Raw genomic sequence first — 19151 nt, forward strand, 5'->3', positions numbered from 1 at the left:
TGTGAGAGGCCCCCGTAGGTGCCAAGGGTATAGGGCCCCGAAGGTCCCCGGTTCAAAATATCTAAGGCCCCGGAACGAATCCGAGGCCGCAAGATTGGGTGCGTTTAGCAGTGTTGGGACCGGGTGACAAGAGAGAGTATCAAACTAATTCTGTGGCCGTGAATACCACACCCTGGCCAAACGCGTTGTGGTTTACGGCCTGGATGTTAAACCCGGAAATGCACGAGCTGTTGCTGGAACTCACAGAGCGGGAACAGGACCTGACAGAAAAGGTTGAAATCGTTTCCTGTGAACTTTGGTGCAGTGAGCCCTCATGGGAAGGTTCGGAGGCCGGGTTTATTGGTGCCGGGCCAGAAGGTTTCGCGGAAACCGATCTGGCAAAGTGCTGCCCCTGCAATCAGTCCAATGTATGTTATGTTGAGCCGCTGCTGCTTGGCGGCCGCATCCATGAGCGGGCTGGGGAAGCACTCGACCGAGTGACCGTAATCGTCAATCTATCACGATATCCGCGGGGGTCGGGTTGATCCGGAATGGAGCGGTTGTGTGACGGGCGGGGCATTCGGAGAGCCGTGATACAAAGAACACCCCCCGTAGGCCGGGCTTCAGCCCGGCATCCACCATTCCCCTCAGAGCGATTGAAGGGTTTTGAGGCCATTCATCGGCGGATGTTGGTAAAGGTGTGGGTGTTTCGAGGGGTGCCGGGCTGAAGCCCGGCCTACCAGTTGGCGTGAAGGGAGCGAGCACTCAACTTACGCTTACTTGTTTTCTAGGTATTCCACACATGTGTCTCCAATTCTGCGATGGTTCGCATTTAGATTTCCTTGGCGATAAAAATCCTCAACCAAGCCGGCTGCAAAGCACGAAATAAATGCACCCTTTTGAGCCTGCTCTGTCGAAAACCCGTCCTCCACCAATTTGTTTTGCAATCTTGAAACGGACACAATGTAAACGTCAGAATTTAGTGTGTCGCCAAAGACGCGGCTCGAAAGCTGATAAAAATGCGTATCTACAATTGACAGAACAGTCTGGAATGAAGAATAGAGTTTTGCTGGAACAAAATCGATATCTTCTCGATTTTCTATGAAAACCACAATCACATCAGACTTTTCTGGATCCACCCATTTGTCTGTGAAATCGAATTTTCCCTGCTCACTATCGTGCTTATGCAAGAAATGAGTGAAATCCGCTGGCGCGGCAAAGGTAGTAACCTTCTTTGGTGTCTCAGCAAATGCACTACCCGTACCGCAAACTAGGAAAGCAGAAATCTGGACACAGCGCGCCGCTAACCTAATCATTAACAAGACATCTCCATTTCGGCTTTTTCAGCCATACGATCCCCGTCCAGCCTCACCGTGCAAACTTCTTATGCTTCAACCGCTTGGGCTCCAGCGCGTCGGGTCCCAGACGGCGCTTTTTGTCCTCTTCGTACTCCTCGAAATTGCCCTCGAACCATTCCACATGCGCATCGCCCTCGAACGCCAGAATATGCGTACAGATCCGGTCGAGGAAGAAACGGTCGTGCGAGATCACCACGGCGCAGCCGGCGAAATCGACAAGAGCATCTTCCAGCGCGCGCAGGGTTTCCACGTCCAAATCGTTGGTGGGTTCGTCGAGCAGCAGGACGTTGCCGCCCTCTTTCAGCAGGCGGGCCATGTGGACGCGGTTGCGTTCACCCCCTGACAGCAGAGAGACCTTTTTCTGCTGGTCGCCGCCCTTGAAGTTGAAGGACGAGCAATAGGCGCGGGAATTGACCTGCGCGTCGCCCAGCTGGATGATCTCGGCGCCGCCGGTGATCGCCTCCCACACGGTGTCGTTGTCATGGAGGTCGTCGCGCGACTGATCGACATAGGACAGCTGCACCGTATCGCCGTATTCGATGGTGCCGGCGTCGGGCTTTTCCTGGCCGGTGAGCATTTTGAACAGGGTCGATTTACCGGCGCCGTTGGGGCCGATCACGCCGACGATGCCACCGGGCGGCAGGCTGAACGAGAGATTTTCGATCAGTTGCTTGTCGCCCATGTGCTTGGCCAACCCGTTGACCTCGATCACTTTGCTGCCCAGGCGCGGGCCGTTGGGGATGACGATCTGAGCGCGGGTCAGTTTTTCGCGCTCGGACTGTTCGGCCAGCTCGTTATAGGCGTTGATCCGGGCTTTGGACTTGGCCTGACGCGCCTTTTGACCCTGACGCATCCATTCCAGTTCGCGCTGTAGCGTCTTCTGCTTGGATTTGTCCTCGCGGGCTTCCTGCTCCAGCCGCTTGGCCTTTTGTTCCAGCCACGAGGAGTAGTTGCCCTCGTAGGGGATGCCGCGGCCGCGGTCCAATTCGAGAATCCAGCCGGTGATGTCATCCAGGAAGTAGCGGTCGTGGGTGACGATCAGGATGGTGCCTTTGTAGTCGATCAGGTGCTGTTGCAGCCAGGCGATGGTCTCGGCGTCAAGGTGGTTGGTCGGTTCGTCCAACAGCAGCATGTCGGGCGCTTCCAGCAGCAGCTTGCACAGCGCCACGCGGCGTTTTTCACCGCCCGAAAGATTGGCGATGTCGGCGTCGTCCGGCGGGCAGCGCAGCGCCTCCATCGAGACATCGATCTGGCTGTCCAGATCCCACAGGTTTTCCGCGTCGATCGCGTCCTGAAGGGCGGTCATTTCCTCCATCAGCTCGTCCGAGTAGTTCTCGGCGATCTCCATCGCGATCTCGTTGAACCGGTCGACCTTGGCCTTTTTCCCGGCCACGCCCAGCATGACGTTTTCACGAACGGTCAGGGATTCGTCCAGTTGCGGTTCCTGCGGCAGATAGCCGACCTTGGCGCCCTCGGCGGCCCATGCCTCGCCGGTGAAGTCGGTGTCGAGGCCGGCCATGATCTTCATCAGGGTCGATTTACCCGCACCGTTGACGCCGACGACACCGATCTTCACGCCGGGCAGAAAGCTCAGGTGGATGTTTTCAAAGCATTTCTTGCCACCGGGATAGGTCTTGGAGACACCCTGCATGTGGTAGACATATTGATAGGCGGCCATGTCGCGTCCTCTGGGTCGGGAAATCAGGTTGAACCGCTGGATATCCGAGCGGGACGGGCGGGGCAAGCTGGTGGTATTGTGAATTTCGTCTTTGGGCCGGGCGGCATAGTCTGAGTGCGCTGAAAATGGGGGCGTTATGCCGGAACTGGCGGAATTGATTGCGGGTTGGGCGCAGCCCGGTTGCGTAACTTGGATCGGAGCGCGACCAGAGCGCCGGGCCGAGATGGTGTCACTGGAGGAATCCGTGATTGCTGAGGCCGGTCTGATCAGTGACCGCGCCCGCGTTGGCAAGCGGGCAGTGACTTTGATCCAGCAGGAGCATCTGGCGGCGATTGGGTCGTACCTGGGGCAGGGGCCGGTTGCGCCCGCGGTTCTGCGGCGCAATCTGGTGGTGTCGGGGATCAATCTGGCGGCGCTCAAAGGACGCGAGGTGCAGGTGGGCGAGGCTATTTTGCGATTTACAGTGATCTGTGCGCCATGCAGCCGGATGGAAGAAGCGCTGGGCAAGGGCGGCTATTCCGCCGTGCGTGGGCACGGAGGATGGTGTGCCGAAGTCGTGCGACCCGGGCGGGTTCGGCTGGGCGATGTGGTGCAACCTGTTGATTGACAACGCCCCGCAGTTCTGAACATCAGCAGGGTATGGAGCGGTACGGCATACCCTATGCGCGACCTGGGCAGGTCGTCGGTCTGTTCGGCGGGTCGTTTGATCCACCGCATCAAGGCCATGTGCATGTCACGCTTGAGGCGATGAAGGCGTTCGGGCTGGATCGAGTTTGGTGGCTGGTATCGCCGGGCAATCCGTTGAAGGAACGCGGGCCGGCCCCCATGGACAGGCGACTGTCGGCAGCACGGAATGTGATGCAGCACCCAGGGGTCGAGGTGACGGACATCGAGGCGCTGACGGGTACGCGCGCGACTGCGGATACTCTGACAGCATTGCAGCGATTGTATCCACAGGTCCGATTTGTCTGGCTGATGGGGGCGGACAATCTGGCGCAATTTCACCGCTGGAAAGATTGGCGGAGGATCATGGACAGCGTCCCTGTCGGTGTGGTCGCACGGCCCGGCGACCGGATATCCGCCCGGATGTCCAGGGCGGCGCGGGTTTATGCCAAGTACAGGATCGACGGGCAGGCGCGGCATCTTTTGGGGCGGGCGCAGGCTCCGGCCTGGTGTTTCGTGAACGTGCCGATGGTTGATGTCAGTTCCACTGAGATTCGGACACGCGGCGAATGGCGCGCGGAAGTGTTGCCGGAATAGCCTTGCCGGGCGCATAATCGCAGCGAGTGGTTGCGTGCATTTGATCTGTGGGATTTTATTTCACCTATGACTGGTCGTTTTTCACGTCGTGTGTTTCTGGGGGGATTGGGGGCATCTCTGATCCCGGTAGCTGGTCTGGCGCAGGCGCCGTTGGTCTCGCTCAGGCCGCGCGCGCGTGGTGTGCCGTTGAGTGGCGCCGAGCGTTTGGTCGCAGCCGCAGGGTTGACGGGCGAAGTTGTTTTCGCCGTTGCGGATGTGGCGACCGGGACGACGCTGGAGGTTTTTGGCGAAGGTACGGGTTTGCCCCCGGCCAGCGTCGGCAAGGCGATGACCGCGCTTTACGCACTGGACGTTCTGGGACCTGACCATCGGTTCGAAACCCGTTTGATCGCAGATGGGCCAATTGAAAACGGAATTCTGCATGGCGATCTGATACTGGCAGGCGGGGGCGATCCGCTGTTGGACACGGATTCGCTGGCCACGATGGCGGCCAACCTGCGCGAAGCCGGAATTATCGAGGTTCGCGGAGCCTTCAAGGTCTATGACGGGGCGCTGCCCTTCGTGTTCAGTATTGATCCCGGACAGCCGGATCATGTGGGGTACAGCCCGGCGATCAGTGGGATATCGTTGAATTTCAATCGGGTCCATTTCGAGTGGAAGCGTGCCGGTAAGGGTTATGATGTGACCATGGATGCACGCAGCGCGCGCTATGTGCCGGCAGTGGATGTGGCAGCCATGCGGGTCGAGAACCGCAGCTTGCCGATTTACACCTATCAGCCAAGCCCGCGTCAGGATCGCTGGACCGTGGCCAAGGGCGCGTTGGGCAATGGCGGGGCGCGCTGGCTGCCTGTGCGCAAACCGGCATTGTACGCGGGTGATGTGTTTCGCACTTTGGCCCGATCCAACGGAATCGTTCTGAATCGGGTGCAGGTGACACGAGAGGCGCCAAAAGGTGTCGACCTTGTCGTGCATCGCAGCGATCCATTGAACAGTATTTTGCAGGGGATGCTGAAATACTCAACCAACCTGACGGCCGAGATGGTCGGACTGGCCGCAACCAAAGCGCGGGGCGTTGACCCGCGCAACCTGGCGGAGTCGGCGGCCGAGATGAATCTCTGGGCGTCTCAGAGCTTTGGCGTGAACGGGATCGCGATGGTCGATCATTCCGGTCTTGGCGATGCCTCGCGTATGGTGCCGGCGGATCTGGTCGCGGCCCTTGTCGCGGCCCGGAAAATGGGCGCATTGCGCCCATTGATGAAGCCATTTGCCTTGACGGATCGCAATGGACGGCCGGTCAAGAACCACCCGATCAAGGTCGATGCCAAGACAGGGACATTGAACTTCGTATCCGGGCTGGGCGGTTTCCTGACAACGGCGGACGGGGTTGATCTGGCTTTTGCCATTTTTACGGCGGACGTGGCCCATCGCGCCAAGATCCCACGCGCACAACGTGAACGGCCTGAAGGTGCGCGCAGTTGGAACCGCAGGTCGCGGAAACTGCAACGGGCCTTGCTGGAACGTTGGGGCGCACTCTACGGAAGCTGAAACCCGTAGATTGCCCGGATCAGACCGTGTGGCGTGCGCGCGCCCCGCGTTCGATTGCGGCGGCATGCAGACGGTCGATATTCAGCTCGTACCGGATTTCTTCCAGCAGGCGCAGTTCCGTTTCGGCCAGCGCACCATCGGCAGCCGCAACATCGCAAGCCAGAGCATAGGCCGTTTCGTTCAGACGCTCGGGCAGGTTTTCACGGATCAGGCCAAACAGCGCATCCAGCCCGTCTTCCTGTTCGAACAGGTCAAAAACAACCTGCGATACGCGACGGGTCCGATCACTGTCGTATCCTGCAAAGACCGGCAACATGTTGACGGCAACTTCGATCTTGACCAGCTCAGCGGTTCGGATGTTTTCGTCAGAGGCCGAGACTGCAACCATGATCGCCACAAGGCAATCCTGCGGGGACATCGGGTGGGGCACTTGCTCGGTCATGGGATGGTCCTGATTGGGGTTGTTCGAAGACGCACGATATGAGCGCAGCGGGTCAGGTTCAACACCTTGTTTCATCCACCCCGTGCGATCAGGTGTTCATGACCATCATTCCCGAAATCAAAAGCGCAGCCCCCAGCCAGTAGCGCAGCCCAAGTGTTTCGCCGAAGAAGACGTGCGAGGCAAGTGGCACAAGAACGAAACTGAGGGCCATGAAGGGGTAGGCCTGGGACAGTGTCAGATACCGCAGGACATACACCCACAGCACCGTTGCCGAGCCATAGATGGCAAAGGCTGTCAGAAGGAAAGGATCGAAAAGCGTCTGGATGAGGCCCGCCAATCCGGAGGCTTCGCGCCCATCAATCCGGTTTCCTGCCAGTTTGAACAGGATTTGCCCGGCTGAGATCATGACTGGTGTGCACAGCAACCCAGCCCAGACCATTGTCGTGGGGGCGGGCGGGGTCATCCTTGTTGTTCCGGTTCCGGTTTTTCCTCGGGGCGGTCTTCACAGTAATAGATGTCGCGCCCCAGATCTTCGCAGACATGGATGTCCGGGCTGGGATGCACGGCACGCAGAAAGCTGTGTGTGTATGGGAAAAAGTTGAAATGTGGATTGAAGGTGAACCTGCTTTCGCGTTCACGCGGGACGACGATAATGACGCGTTTTAGCGCGACACGACGCAGTTCAGCGATCGCTTGCCGGTAGTCCAGAAGATGCTCGATCACATGGGTGCAGATGACGGTGTCAAAGCTGTTGTCTTCAAACGGAAGCTCTTCGATCCGGGCGGCGACATAGTCGATATTGTCGATGGCATCCGCATCATCGACGACGAAATCCACCCCTGTCAGCTGCGTGATATCCGGTCGGGCGGCTTTGATGCGTTGCAAAAGAACTCCGGTGCCGCAGCCGATATCGCAGATGCTTTGCCCAACGATATCCCTTGCTATCCGCTTGATGCAGGCTTCGGAATTGTCGGTGCCCTGATGCACGCGCGGATGATCGCGGTAGAGTTTTTCGTATTCGTCATCCGTCAGGTAGGTTGCGCGTTCACGGAATTCGGCAAGGCGCGTGATATGGTCGCCCCAAACCCTGCATGCCAGCCAATGAAAAGCGGCGCTGTCACGCAGGATGGGCGGCACGATATCTTCGAGTACAAAGCGTATACGGTTGGTGGTTTCGCGTCGCATCCCGTTTCCTCTGGTCCGGGGAAAACCCCCGTGTCGCCTTTGTCTAACACCGCCCGGTAAGCGTGCGAAACAACCTGGTCAAGTTTGCGCCCGCGCCCGTGTCTTTTTTGTTTCGGGGAACAATCGAACCGCCATTGTGGCCTGAGCAAGGCTGGGCGGTGAAAATGCAGCGCAAATATCCCCGACAGAGTGTTTGCGGGCCCAAAAACGGTTTCCCTACCGGCCCGAGGACGACTGTTTTTTGGCGCAGTGTGTCGCGAATTGCGCCACTGCTTTATTGACTCATGCTGCACTGGCACAATAGGAGGGGCCGGTCCGGTTGCATGGGGTGACCGTGACATTTTCCCCGATGGAGCACATTGAAATGTCTGAACTGCGTGAAACCGCGATGTCGTCCAAGGCCTGGCCTTTTGAAGAGGCGCGCCGGTTGCTCAAACGCTATCAGAAAGGTGCTCCGGAAAAGGGGTATGTGCTGTTCGAAACCGGTTACGGCCCGTCGGGCCTTCCACACATCGGTACGTTCGGCGAAGTTGCACGGACCACGATGGTCAAGCGCGCGTTCGAGGCGCTTTCGGACATACCGACCAAGCTGATCTGTTTTTCGGACGATCTGGACGGGATGCGCAAAGTGCCCAGCAACGTGCCCAACCCGGAGGCGCTTGAAGAGCATTTGCAGCGCCCGCTGACTTCGGTTCCCGATCCGTTTGGCGAATACCCCAGCTTCGGCGAGCACAACAACGCGATGTTGCGCCGGTTCCTCGATACGTTCGGATTCGACTATGAGTTCTATTCGGCACGCGATTTCTATCGGTCAGGCCAGTTCGACGAGATCCTGAAGCGCGCGGTCGAGCGCTATGACGACATCATGGCCATCATGCTCAAAAGCCTGCGGGAAGAACGCCAGCAGACCTATTCGATTTTCCTGCCGATCCATCCGGAAACCGGGCGGGTTCTGTATGTGCCGATGAAGAAGGTTTGCGCTGAGACCTATACCGTCACATTCGATGACGAGGACGGCAAGGAATGGACCCTGCCCGTGACTGGCGGCAACGTGAAACTGCAATGGAAGCCGGATTTCGGGGCGCGCTGGGCGGCGCTGGGTGTCGATTTCGAGATGTACGGCAAGGAACATGCGACCAACGAAAAGATCTATGACGCGATCTGCCGTGCGCTGGGTGGCCGCGCGCCCGAGCATTTTTCCTATGAGCTGTTCCTGGATGAGAATGGCCAGAAGATCTCGAAATCGTCCGGCAATGGTGTGTCGATCGACGAATGGCTGACCTATGCGCCGACCGAAAGCCTGGCGTATTTCATGTATCAAAAGCCCAAAACGGCCAAGCGGATGCATTTTGACGTGATCCCGAAGGCTTATGACGAATATCATCAACAGTTGCGCGCCTATCCGGGGCAGGACCTGAAAGCTCGGTTGAACAATCCGGTCTGGCACATTCATGGTGGCGACGTTCCTGAATCGACCCTGATCGTACCGTTTGCGATGTTGCTGAACCTGGCGTCGGTCTCGGGCGCGGAAGACAAGGAGACGCTGTGGGGCTTTATTCGCCGCTATGCGCCGGAAGCAACAGCTGAAAGCCATCCCGATCTGGATCAGGCTGCGGGCTTTGCGGTTCGCTACTTCAACGATTTCGTCAAACCAACGCGCAAACACCGCGCACCTACGGATCAGGAGCGTGAGGCGCTGGAAGCGCTGAAAGCCGCGCTTGAAGCTTATGATGGCCCGGCCGAGGACGAGGCGCTGCAATCGGTGGTCTATTCCATCGGGCGTGAGAGGTTCGACCCCATGCGCGGTTGGTTCACCGCGTTGTACGAAGTGCTTCTGGGTGCATCGCAGGGCCCGCGTTTTGGCGGCTTTATTGCGCTGTACGGTGTGCCTGAAACAATTGCCCTGATCGACAAGGCTTTGACCGGAGAGCTGACCTGATTTGACCTGATCCCGTATGGGGCTACTCTTTTTTGCAGGAGGTGGCCCCATGCGTCGATTTTTGCTTGCTGTATCCCTGAGTGTCGGGCTGGGGTCGGGCGCATTTGCGCAAAACGCAGAGATCGAAGCAAACATTTCGGCGCAGATACAGGCCTTCAAGGCGGATGATTTTGCCACGGCCTTCACCTTTGCCAGCCCCAGCATCCAGCGCCTTTTTCAGACCCCCGACAATTTCGGACAGATGGTGCGCAATGGATATCCTATGGTCTGGCGTCCAGCCGACATACGTTTTCTGGAATTGCGTGAAATTGCAGGAGCCTTGTGGCAGAAGGTGATGATCACGGATGCAAACGGGCGTGTGCACATACTGGACTATCAGATGATCCCTCTGGAAGGCGGTTGGAAAATCAACGGCGTCCAATTGTTGGGCAACGCGGACCCGGCGGCCTGAGGCAACACCACCGTCACGGTGAGATGAGCCGTGGTTAACTCTCTTTCGGTATTCAGACTGACGCGTTCGGGGCGGACCTGGACACGGGGTTTGGACGCGTCGCCAGATTGGCGCGGCGCGATTTAGAAAGGGTTTTCAATGAACAAGGCAATCACTGACGGCATCGTCTTCATGCCGCCTCAATTCGCGAATGGCCTGACCGTATGGTCTGCGGGGGACGGAACGCCGGGCTCGCCCACATATGGTGGATCCGGCACCGGGGTTTTCGTGCCTGCGGATGCCGATTTTGGTGGCTGTCTGGAGATCCTGAAAGTTCAAACTACCCAACAGCTTCGATATATGGGCCAGACGCCGATTTTGCCCGGTTGCTATTTGCAGATCAAAGCGCGGGTCAAGGCGATCAGCGGTCCTTTACCGTCGGTGCGTATAGCGGCCTGGGCCGGGGGCGCAGGTGACACGCATGTGGCAGGTGTCGTGGAGCAGGGGCCTGCAACACAGCTGTCGGGCTATGGAAGCGTGCATGAAATAACGGCGATTGTCGGAACCGGCAAGCGCCCCGGCGTGGACATGCCCTGGGGGCTGGCCGCCCTGTATGGCCATTTCGGTCTGGATATTGAGGGCGCGAATGGGGCGCTGGTGCGCGTCGACGATCTGGAGATCACGGATGTCACCGGTGTCTTCCTGCGTGAGATGATCAGTGTTGTGGATGTGCGCGACTACGGTGCCATCGGCGACGGTGTGACGGACGATTCGGCTGCGTTTGAAGCGGCCGACCAGGCGGCGGGTGGCCGTCGGGTTTACGTTCCGCAAGGGACTTATCATCTGGCCGAAAACACCAGTATGACGTCCGAAATGGACTTTGAAGGCACAGTCACCATGCCGGATGACAAGATGCTGTTGCTGACCAAGGATTTCCATCTGCCGGCTTACATTTCGGCTTTCGGAGACGAAGAACTGGCATTCAAAAAAGCGTTTCAGGCCCTTCTGAACAATTCGGATCATGACTCGCTGGATTTGGGTGGTCGCAAGATTTCCGTCACCGCGCCGATCGATATGGCAGCAGCGGTTCCCAACAAGCAGAGTGGTTTTTCAACCCGTCGCGTGATCCGGAATGGTCAGTTTGACGTCAAAAGCAGTTCGGCGTGGGATACGGAAACGTTCACCTCGACTGCGACCTATGACCCGTCCGACAAAACGCGTCTGACCAATGTCGCGAATGTCGCCAACATTCCCGTCGGGTCCTACGTTGCCGGCAGCGGAGTCGGGCGCGAAATCTATGTACGGTCAAAGAATGTCGGTGCGGGTGAGATCACGCTGAGCGCGCCTCTTGTTGGGGCGTCGGGGACCCAGTCTTTCACATTCTATTCCTTCAAGTACCTGCTGGATTTCAGCGGCTTCAGCACGCTTCGGAAATTCGGCATGGAACAGATCGAATTACAGTGCAACAGCCGATGCAGCGGAATTCGTTTGGCGGCTGCCGGAAGTACATTTTCGTTGAACGACTGTTTTGTCAGCCGCCCAAAAGACCGGGGGATCACGTCGACCGGAACGGGGTGCAAGGGCATGCTGATCGACAATTGCCAGTTCCTGTCAGCAGAAGAATCCCTTGTCGTAACGGACCGGTATTCCATTGCGTTGAATACCAATTCAAACGATGTGAAGCTGCGCCACAACCGAGCGGTGCGTTTCAGACATTTCGCCGTTCTGGGGGGCGACAACAACATGGTTCTGGGCAACCATGTCTTTCAGGGCGATAGCATCCCGCAAGGTGTGCGTACGGCCGGTTTGATCATGATCGGCACCTACAACAGCTCCACTATCGCCGAGAATTATGTCGACAACTGTTTCATCGAATGGACGAATGAACGCGACCCGTCGCCGACCTACACGAGTGGCTTTTCGTTCAGTGCGATGAGCATCACGGACAACATCTTTTATTCCAGTCAGGCCCCGTCCTGGTTCAGTTTCATCGTCATTCGCCCCTATGGGCCCGGGCATTATCTCAACGGCCTGGTCGTGACCGGCAACAAGTTCCGTGCCACGAGCGGCGAAATCTTTCGAGCGGAACGGGTGGATACAAGCTTTGCCGACTTGAACAAAGACAGGCACACGAACGTGACCTTCCAGAACAACACCTATCATGGCGTAACCAGGAAATCCGCAAACCCGTTGAGGGTTCGTTATACGCAGAACTCGGTGTCCAATCTTTGGCCTGTTTCCGCAAACGGGCAGTTGCCTTTCGACGGCAAGGCGCGAAGCTGCGATGGGGTTGCGACGATCGGTGTGCTTTCGGGGGTGTTCAACAACCACGTCTTCAGCGCGCCTCATGTTGAGGTCGAACAGGGGGCGACAGGCGACAGTTTTCTGTTGCGTTGGCCAGAGCATGTGAAAGGTACGGCCTCGGTTCTGATGCGCATGGAACGTTAAAAGGCTGTCTGGCCACCCTGAAACGGGTGGCCATTTCACTCTGATCTGACCGTAAATGACTGACCTGGTTTGCAAGGTTGGCAGGAAATAGGCGACGTTTCATTTTCATGTGTTAGGCTTGGGACAGAAAGTGGAGAATCCCGATGCTGAAAATCGACAAAAACACCAGTGTTCAAACAGTTATCACGACCTTTGAAATGACGCCCGGCACCTGCCAGGACCTTCTGGAAGCTCTGACGGATGCCTATGCCGAGTTCATTTCGAAGCAGCCAGGTTTCGTTTCCGCCGGGCTGCACGTCAATGACGCACAAACCCGGATCGCAAACTACTCGCAATGGGAACGCCGCGAAGATTTCCTTGCCATGCTGCGCACGCCTGAAATGCGCGATCGCAACCGCAAGATCAACGAGCTCTGCAAAAGCTTTGAGCCGGTCATGTATGACGTCGCTGAGACTTTCGGCAGTTCCTGACCTGAATCAAAGCCTGAAATTCAATTCTGTTTCAAAGTGAGCCTGCAAAAATGGAGGCTCACATCATGTATCACAACATTCTGGTCCCCATCTCGTTCGATGCTGAAAGAGATACATCCGGGCCTTTGAAGCTGGCCCGGATTCTGGCCACGCCAGACGCGCAGGTGACATTGTTGCATGTGGTCGAGCATATTCCCAACTATGCAATCTCGTACATGCCGTCCGAATACCTGACAGAGGCGCGTAAGGCGATTCAGACAGAACTGGATGAACTGGCATCGCAACTGCCGAATGCCAAGGGTTTGGTGATCGAAGGACATTCCGGCCGGACCATTCTGGATTGGGCCGAGGCGAACAAACCCGACCTGATCATAATTGCATCCCACCGACCGGGGATGCAGGATCTGTTGCTGGGCTCAACCGCATCTCATGTCGTGCGCCATGCGGGATGCGCCGTGCATGTGGTCCGCTGAGCGCTAGAAATCCTGTGCGGTAAGGCGGTAGGCTCTGCCAAATCCGGCGTTCAATAGGCCGTCCTGAATGGCGAACCGGACCAGTCCGAAATCGGCGAAATCGATGTAGAGTTTCGCTTTGGGCCGCCGCGTCAGGTACCAGTCGCGCAAGTCACCATAGCCTGCCGTGTCCCGGTGAACTGGCTGAGCGATCACGTGCAAGGTCAGGCGCGGATGGGTCAGCGGGTCGCCTTTGTCTGCGGACTCTCCGATCAGAAGGGCGCAGTTGGGGCAAGCGTTCAACGCGCGCGTATGTTCCGCAAGGGTTGAAATCAGCGAGATGGGGCAACCTGCTTCATCCGTGGCCAGCGCGATACGCGAAACAGACGGCAACCCGGTGTCAGGGCGCAGAAAGGCCAGTGCGGCACATTTGGCTTGAAAGAGAAGGTCCTGTGCTTGCGAGCGCGCCGCTGCGTCGGGCGTCTGATAAGGATCGGATTGGGTCAAGATATCGGTTCGGTAGCAAAGAAAATACGGGCAGATGAGGTTCCTTGTCATCTTAAGTGCCTGAAACGGATTGCGCCATTTGTTTTACCTCAGCCGATATGGGATTGCCTCGGCTTTGCCACAAATCGACGTTAAAGATCAGACAATGCTGTTCAAGAAACCCTCGCAGGATACGCCTGATCTGAAGCCACGGTCGTCCAGACGACACAGACGCGCAGAGGCAACGCGCAGGCAGGCGCTGTCTCCGGTTCGCATTCTGGTCATGGTTCTGTTGTTGCCGCTGACCACCGTGTTGATCGCCACGGGTGTTTTTCTGCGCCTGTCTGAATTTGAGCGGGACGAGGCGGTGATCCACCTGATCGCATTGGCGGGTTGTGATGCAACGCAGTCGCTGGGGGTGGGGCCGTTTTACGAGGGGCAGGCAGGTTATCACAAGCGCAATGACCCGGATGGCGACGGGGTCGCCTGTGGTTCTGCCAGCGCGCCGCAGTCAACTGCGCCGCCAGTTCACAACAGTCCTGAACCGCAACAACGGTCTCTTGGAACGGCCAAGTTCGTGCGACCCTGACGGCGGCAATTGCGAAGTTCAGAAGATCCACTCGGGACAGGACCAGTTGCCTGCATCACCCGACTTCGGCCCGGGCGATCGGGCGTCATGTCACAGAGGGATGGCAATGCAGCGGATCAACCCCATCTCATACTGATAGCAAAATGGGAGATCGTATGATGCAATGCCCGATTGACGGAACTCAACTGGTCATCACGGACCGAAACGGGGTTGAAATCGACTACTGTCCGCAATGCCGAGGTGTCTGGTTGGATCGGGGCGAACTGGACAAGATCATTGAGCGGTCGACAGCTTATGCTCCACCGCCTCCGCCACAATCCGGCTATGATGACCGGGCGGATCACGGCTATCGCAAGAAAAAGAAACGTGGCGGCTTTCTGGAAGATCTGTTCGATTTCTGACCCGGTCAGGACAGCTGGGCCCCGGCGCATTCGCGAAAAATGCGAACCTGGGGCGCAGCACCGTTCAAGGGAAATTCAGTCACCCTGTCCTGCGTGAATGCATAGGCGGTCAAGTTGTATTCCAGCCCGTCCAGCACATTTCCAAATCCTGTATCAGTGACCGTCAACGATGATGCACCGTCAGAAAGGACATGATGCGGAGTGGCGATTTCGATGGGGTTTGGCCCCTCGAACCGCATCGCGAACCATGGGGTATTGGTCCAACCTTCGGTTTTGCGGGTAACGGACAGGGTATAGAGCGGCTTTGCCGGGTCATAGGTCAGGAATATCTCTGCCGTGTCCGTCACGTGTGACAGGGTGCAGATCTGGCCCACCGTTGCTTCCCACGCGGCGGCGGGTGTGCCGAGGATCAGTGATAACAAGACAACGCGCATGTCCCGGAGTCTAGCGGCCGAAAGGTCCGGGGCAAGGGCTGCGTCAGCCTTTCATCGCATTCAGCAGGTCCAGCAACCCCTTGCGGTCATCATCATCGGCATAATCGCCCGCGGCCAACCGTTCAGCGATGCGCAGGCGCAGACGTTCCTGTTGGGTGCGCACCTCTTCGCCGGCGGTTTCCGCCAGCGTCTTCATGATCACGGCCACGGCCTGTTGGCGCTTGGTGGTGGGGTTGGCGATATAATCGACAAGGCTCTGCCGCCCGGAATCGAGGATGTTTTCGGCCAGCGCCCGCAACTGATCTCCATTGGGCAGCAGCGGGGCGGGGGCCCCTTCGGGCGGCAGGATTTCGGGCGCGCTGCGCGGGGTCTCGGCCAGCGCGTTGGCGCCGTCGACGAAGGCCTCGGTGATCATGCGGGTGATCTTGATCGCGCGCGGGTCCTTGAACAGGGTCGAGGCGATGGCCACGCCGTAATCGGTATAGACCCAAGGATTGACCCGCCGCCCGCCGCGGCCCTTGGGCTTTGAAATCACATTCTGTGATTGCAAATCGGCCACCTCGGCATCGGTCAGCTGAAAGCGGTAGCCCTCGAACAGGTCCTTGTTGCGCGCCACCGCCTGATTGAAGGCGCTGACGGATTTTCCGTAGAACTGCGCCAAATCCTCTGCCAACACCACGCGGGTGCCGCGCACCCGGTGAATAGCGCTTTGGACCTCGTGCGTGCTGGGCAGGGTGTTGGGTTTCGTCATGGCAACCGTTTGGAATCACAATTTGTGATTTCAAACGTGTAGGAGGGAGCGCTGGGCTGCAAGGTTGAAGTGTTGGGAAATGAAGGTAGCAACAGCTTGCTGTGCACAGTGACACATTCTGAGTTTACTTGCGCGCGCCTACGAAAATCCCCGTCAACACCATGCCAACAAGACCAATAACTGTGACTGCGGTGCTGCCGACGAGGAACTCCATCACGCCTGCCTCAAGGTCAAAACCACACCAACCAAAAGCATCAAAAGTAATAAAGATGCCAACAACAAAACTATACACGCACATGAAAATAAAAGCCTTGGACGCGTACGGCTTTATCAACTCATTCAGTATATCGGCTGTGTCGTTCTGTGATTGTAGATCCCCCACCTCTTTGCGCAGTTTGTTGTTAATTTCGCGCAGTTCATCACGCTCATTGGCGACCACACCAAGGCGTTCAGATAGAGTCTCAATTTGCTCATCCTTCGCATCCCTCTCATCTTGTTTGGGGAGAGTGCTTGGAGCACGATCGAGGTCGTCTAGAGTTACAAGAGTGTCGTCAGTGGGTTTGCTCACGGCCCGCCATTGCCAAATTATAATAGTGTTGGCGGATTTCGTTTTGGTCTAATTCCGCATTTCGTCCTTGATTTAAATATGCATTGAACCAAGGGGTTCCAGGCTCATGAGTCATGTCTGACAGTTGTTCGGCAGAGAACGACCCATACTTATTCCAAACATGATCAATAATCGCGGCCTCACTGGCCGTCAGATCAGCTTTCCATGGAGCGTTTGAAAAAGGGTTTGGTATCTCACAGTTTGGTCCTTGGTACCCGTAGTCTTTCACCGCTCTCCAAAGCGATGTGTATACAGGGCCGTTGTCCCATGCCTGGGGGAGTTCTCCAATCAACGGCTCCCCATTAATTGCAAGATTCCAACCGTTTGCGATGTAAGAAAGCTTTTGAAGCAACATCTGCCTAGGCCACATCGGGCTAGCCCGGCGGCTCAAAAACTCATTTGCTATCGCTGTCGCAGCCTGATTTGGCATATCACTCCCCGATCACAGGGTTAGTATATATGGTAGTGTTAACAAAATATCTACAGGGCATTCAGCCTCACCGCTTCCTTCGCTTCACATTCCCACCTCGCTGCCCCGGCCTGCCAGCCGTTGACCGTCCGCGCGTCTTCACCGCGTCCTCCGAGACTTTCTCGACCGCCCATTGGCGCGCCATGGGGTCGTCGGCGATGGCCAGATCGACCGCTTCCAGACGTTTGATCTCATCCCGGATGTTGGCGGCCTCTTCGAATTCCAGGTTCTCGGCCGCCTTGCGCATCTTGTCGCGCAGACCGTCCAGATGGGCCTCCAAATTCGCGCCGTGCATCGGTTTGTCGATGGTGGCGGTGACGCGGTTCATGTCCACGTCGCCCTGATAGAGCCCGGCCAGAACGTCCTCGACATTCTTCTTCACCGTCTCGGGCGTGATGCCGTGTTCTTCGTTATAGGCGATCTGCTTGGCGCGGCGGCGGTTGGTTTCCTCCAGCGCGCGCTCCATGCTGCCGGTGATGCGGTCGGCATACATGATCACGCGGCCTTCGGCGTTGCGGGCGGCGCGGCCGATGGTCTGGATCAGCGAGGTTTCGGAGCGCAGGAAGCCTTCCTTATCCGCGTCCAGAATGGCGACCAGGCCGCATTCGGGGATGTCGAGCCCCTCGCGCAGCAGGTTGATGCCGACCAGCACGTCGAATGCGCCCAGCCGCAGGTCGCGCAGGATTTCGATGCGTTCCAGCGTGTCGATATCCGAGTGCATGTAGCGGACCTTGATGCCCTGTTCGTGCAGGTATTCGGTCAAGTCCTCGGCCATGCGCTTGGTCAGCGTGGTGACCAGCGTGCGGAACCCCTTGGCCGCGACCTTGCGCACCTCGTCCAGCAGGTCGTCCACCTGCATCTCGACGGGGCGGATCTCGACCTCAGGGTCCAAGAGGCCCGTGGGGCGGATCACCTGTTCGGTGAAGACACCGCCGGTCTGTTCGATCTCCCACTTCGCCGGGGTGGCGCTGACGAAGACGGATTGCGGGCGCATGGCGTCCCATTCCTCGAACTTCAAAGGTCGGTTGTCCATGCAGGACGGCAGGCGGAAGCCGTGTTCGGCCAGGGTGAATTTCCGCCGATAGTCGCCCCGATACATGCCGCCGATCTGCGGGACGCTGACGTGGCTTTCGTCGGCAAACACGATGGCGTTGTCGGGGATGAATTCGAACAGGGTCGGGGGCGGCTCGCCCGGAGCGCGGCCGGTCAGGTAGCGCGAGTAGTTCTCGATCCCATTGCAGACGCCGGTGGCCTCGAGCATTTCCAGATCGAAATTGGTGCGCTGTTCCAGCCGTTGCGCTTCCAGCAGCTTGCCCTCGCCCACCAGTTGATCCAGCCGCTGGCGCAGTTCCTTTTTGATGCCGATGATCGCCTGCTGCATCGTCGGTTTCGGCGTCACGTAGTGCGAGTTCGCATAGACGCGCACCTGTTCCATCGTCGCGGCGCGCTCGCCGGTCAGCGGGTCGAATTCGGTGATGCTTTCCAGTTCCTCACCGAAGAACGAGAATTTCCAGGCGCGATCCTCAAGGTGGGCGGGCCAGATTTCCAGGGAATCGCCCCGTACCCGGAAGCTGCCGCGCTGGAAGGCCTGATCGTTGCGGCGGTATTGCTGGGCCACCAGATCGGCCATCACCTGCCGCTGGTCGTATTCGTTTCCGACCTTCAAATCCTGCGTCATCGCCCCGTAGGTCTCGACCGAGCCGATACCGTAGATGCACGAGACCGAGGCCACGATGATCACGTCATCCCGTTCCAGCAGCGCCCGCGTGGCCGAGTGGCGCATCCGGTCGATCTGTTCGTTGATCTGCGATTCCTTCTCGATATACGTGTCCGATCGCGCGACATAGGCCTCGGGCTGGTAGTAGTCGTAGTAGGAGACGAAGTATTCGACCGCGTTTTCCGGGAAGAAGCCTTTGAACTCGCCATATAGCTGCGCCGCCAATGTCTTGTTAGGGGCGAGGATGATGGCCGGGCGCTGGGTTTCCTCGATCACCTTGGCCATCGTGAAGGTTTTGCCCGTACCGGTCGCCCCCAACAGAACCTGATCACGCTCCCCATCCAGAATGCCGCCAGCAAGTTCCTTGATCGCGGTTGGCTGGTCTCCTGCGGGGGCGAACTCCGTATGCATGACAAACTGTTTGCCGCCTTCCAGTTTCAGGCGGGCCCGAACATCTTCGGTTGTCATTTGGGTCTTGTCGGAATGGGCGTATGGCATGGGCAGGCTCCGG

22 protein-coding genes are annotated in these 19151 nt (G+C 57.9%); 11 read left to right on the forward strand and 11 right to left on the reverse strand.

What is annotated here, in order from left to right:
* The first annotated feature begins 203 nt into the window (after window positions 1–203).
* On the forward strand, window positions 204–524 hold the full coding sequence (locus ACR0DJ_RS19795; protein WP_480686321.1) for a hypothetical protein: 321 nt from the start codon (window positions 204–206) through the stop codon (window positions 522–524).
* A gap of 231 nt (window positions 525–755) precedes the next feature.
* Here ACR0DJ_RS19795 and ACR0DJ_RS19800 read toward each other — a convergent pair whose 3' ends face one another.
* Both ACR0DJ_RS19800 and ettA read right to left on the reverse strand, forming a co-directional pair.
* Window positions 756–1295 carry a hypothetical protein gene (locus tag ACR0DJ_RS19800; RefSeq protein WP_480686323.1) on the reverse strand — a complete coding sequence of 180 codons (540 nt, stop codon included), beginning with the start codon at window positions 1293–1295 and terminating at the stop codon, window positions 756–758.
* 52 nt (window positions 1296–1347) lie between these two features.
* Window positions 1348–3015 (reverse strand): energy-dependent translational throttle protein EttA, encoded by a 1668-nt coding sequence (gene ettA, locus ACR0DJ_RS19805; protein WP_480686096.1) that lies wholly within the window; start codon window positions 3013–3015, stop codon window positions 1348–1350.
* Between the two features lie 136 nt (window positions 3016–3151).
* Between ettA and ACR0DJ_RS19810 the strand changes: the two genes are divergently transcribed.
* The 3 genes from ACR0DJ_RS19810 (at window position 3152) to dacB (ending at window position 5820) form a co-directional block, all read left to right on the forward strand.
* Complete coding sequence (locus ACR0DJ_RS19810) at window positions 3152–3622, forward strand: MOSC domain-containing protein (RefSeq protein WP_257600015.1); 471 nt, start codon at window positions 3152–3154, stop codon at window positions 3620–3622.
* Between the two features lie 32 nt (window positions 3623–3654).
* Complete coding sequence (locus tag ACR0DJ_RS19815; protein WP_170347363.1) at window positions 3655–4275, forward strand: nicotinate-nucleotide adenylyltransferase; 621 nt, start codon at window positions 3655–3657, stop codon at window positions 4273–4275.
* A gap of 66 nt (window positions 4276–4341) precedes the next feature.
* Window positions 4342–5820, forward strand: coding sequence for a D-alanyl-D-alanine carboxypeptidase/D-alanyl-D-alanine endopeptidase (gene dacB / locus ACR0DJ_RS19820; RefSeq protein WP_480686097.1), 1479 nt, complete (start codon window positions 4342–4344; stop codon window positions 5818–5820).
* Window positions 5821–5839: 19 nt separating this feature from the next.
* Here the strand turns inward: dacB and ACR0DJ_RS19825 are convergent, their stop codons facing one another.
* The 3 genes from ACR0DJ_RS19825 to ACR0DJ_RS19835 form a co-directional block, all read right to left on the reverse strand.
* Window positions 5840–6262 (reverse strand): tellurite resistance TerB family protein, encoded by a 423-nt coding sequence (locus tag ACR0DJ_RS19825; protein WP_170347312.1) that lies wholly within the window; start codon window positions 6260–6262, stop codon window positions 5840–5842.
* An 88-nt stretch (window positions 6263–6350) separates the two neighbouring features.
* Window positions 6351–6725 (reverse strand): EamA family transporter, encoded by a 375-nt coding sequence (locus tag ACR0DJ_RS19830; protein WP_217355962.1) that lies wholly within the window; start codon window positions 6723–6725, stop codon window positions 6351–6353.
* A complete protein-coding gene (locus ACR0DJ_RS19835) occupies window positions 6722–7447 on the reverse strand; it encodes a class I SAM-dependent methyltransferase (RefSeq protein ID WP_480686098.1) in 726 nt (241 codons plus the stop codon). The genes ACR0DJ_RS19830 and ACR0DJ_RS19835 overlap by 4 nt, the downstream gene beginning before the upstream one ends.
* 364 nt (window positions 7448–7811) lie before the next feature.
* On the opposite strand from ACR0DJ_RS19835, the gene ACR0DJ_RS19840 reads away from it, so the two are divergent.
* The 5 genes from ACR0DJ_RS19840 (at window position 7812) to ACR0DJ_RS19860 (ending at window position 13207) form a co-directional block, all read left to right on the forward strand.
* Complete coding sequence (locus tag ACR0DJ_RS19840) at window positions 7812–9386, forward strand: lysine--tRNA ligase (RefSeq protein ID WP_425080025.1); 1575 nt, start codon at window positions 7812–7814, stop codon at window positions 9384–9386.
* 49 nt (window positions 9387–9435) lie between these two features.
* Window positions 9436–9837: a DUF4864 domain-containing protein gene (locus ACR0DJ_RS19845; RefSeq protein WP_257600018.1), complete on the forward strand. Its 402-nt coding sequence runs from the start codon at window positions 9436–9438 to the stop codon at window positions 9835–9837.
* A 138-nt stretch (window positions 9838–9975) separates the two neighbouring features.
* Window positions 9976–12264 (forward strand): glycosyl hydrolase family 28-related protein, encoded by a 2289-nt coding sequence (locus ACR0DJ_RS19850; protein ID WP_425080026.1) that lies wholly within the window; start codon window positions 9976–9978, stop codon window positions 12262–12264.
* A 143-nt stretch (window positions 12265–12407) separates the two neighbouring features.
* Window positions 12408–12734 carry an antibiotic biosynthesis monooxygenase family protein gene (locus ACR0DJ_RS19855; RefSeq protein ID WP_170347317.1) on the forward strand — a complete coding sequence of 109 codons (327 nt, stop codon included), beginning with the start codon at window positions 12408–12410 and terminating at the stop codon, window positions 12732–12734.
* A gap of 65 nt (window positions 12735–12799) precedes the next feature.
* Complete coding sequence (locus ACR0DJ_RS19860) at window positions 12800–13207, forward strand: universal stress protein (protein ID WP_170347318.1); 408 nt, start codon at window positions 12800–12802, stop codon at window positions 13205–13207.
* 3 nt (window positions 13208–13210) lie between these two features.
* On the opposite strand, the gene ACR0DJ_RS19865 is transcribed toward ACR0DJ_RS19860, so the two are convergent.
* On the reverse strand, window positions 13211–13693 hold the full coding sequence (locus tag ACR0DJ_RS19865) for a HugZ family pyridoxamine 5'-phosphate oxidase (RefSeq protein ID WP_170347319.1): 483 nt from the start codon (window positions 13691–13693) through the stop codon (window positions 13211–13213).
* Between the two features lie 145 nt (window positions 13694–13838).
* Here ACR0DJ_RS19865 and ACR0DJ_RS19870 point away from each other — a divergent pair, with 145 nt between their 5' ends.
* Both ACR0DJ_RS19870 and ACR0DJ_RS19875 read left to right on the forward strand, forming a co-directional pair.
* Window positions 13839–14261, forward strand: coding sequence for an excalibur calcium-binding domain-containing protein (locus ACR0DJ_RS19870; RefSeq protein ID WP_425080027.1), 423 nt, complete (start codon window positions 13839–13841; stop codon window positions 14259–14261).
* A 158-nt stretch (window positions 14262–14419) separates the two neighbouring features.
* Window positions 14420–14662 carry a TFIIB-type zinc ribbon-containing protein gene (locus ACR0DJ_RS19875; protein ID WP_170347365.1) on the forward strand — a complete coding sequence of 81 codons (243 nt, stop codon included), beginning with the start codon at window positions 14420–14422 and terminating at the stop codon, window positions 14660–14662.
* Window positions 14663–14667: 5 nt separating this feature from the next.
* On the opposite strand, the gene ACR0DJ_RS19880 is transcribed toward ACR0DJ_RS19875, so the two are convergent.
* From ACR0DJ_RS19880 to uvrB, 5 genes are all read right to left on the reverse strand, one after another.
* On the reverse strand, window positions 14668–15096 hold the full coding sequence (locus tag ACR0DJ_RS19880; RefSeq protein WP_170347321.1) for an excinuclease ABC subunit B: 429 nt from the start codon (window positions 15094–15096) through the stop codon (window positions 14668–14670).
* A 43-nt stretch (window positions 15097–15139) separates the two neighbouring features.
* On the reverse strand, window positions 15140–15847 hold the full coding sequence (locus ACR0DJ_RS19885) for an ORF6N domain-containing protein (RefSeq protein ID WP_480686099.1): 708 nt from the start codon (window positions 15845–15847) through the stop codon (window positions 15140–15142).
* A 124-nt stretch (window positions 15848–15971) separates the two neighbouring features.
* Complete coding sequence (locus ACR0DJ_RS19890) at window positions 15972–16415, reverse strand: hypothetical protein (RefSeq protein ID WP_480686100.1); 444 nt, start codon at window positions 16413–16415, stop codon at window positions 15972–15974.
* A complete protein-coding gene (locus ACR0DJ_RS19895) occupies window positions 16399–16809 on the reverse strand; it encodes a Panacea domain-containing protein (protein ID WP_480686324.1) in 411 nt (136 codons plus the stop codon). Before ACR0DJ_RS19895 ends, ACR0DJ_RS19890 begins: the two co-directional genes overlap by 17 nt.
* A gap of 142 nt (window positions 16810–16951) precedes the next feature.
* Complete coding sequence (gene uvrB, locus ACR0DJ_RS19900) at window positions 16952–19138, reverse strand: excinuclease ABC subunit UvrB (protein WP_480686102.1); 2187 nt, start codon at window positions 19136–19138, stop codon at window positions 16952–16954.
* Between the last annotated feature and the right edge of the window lie 13 nt (window positions 19139–19151).

This window comes from Ruegeria sp. BF10, from assembly GCF_056538725.1.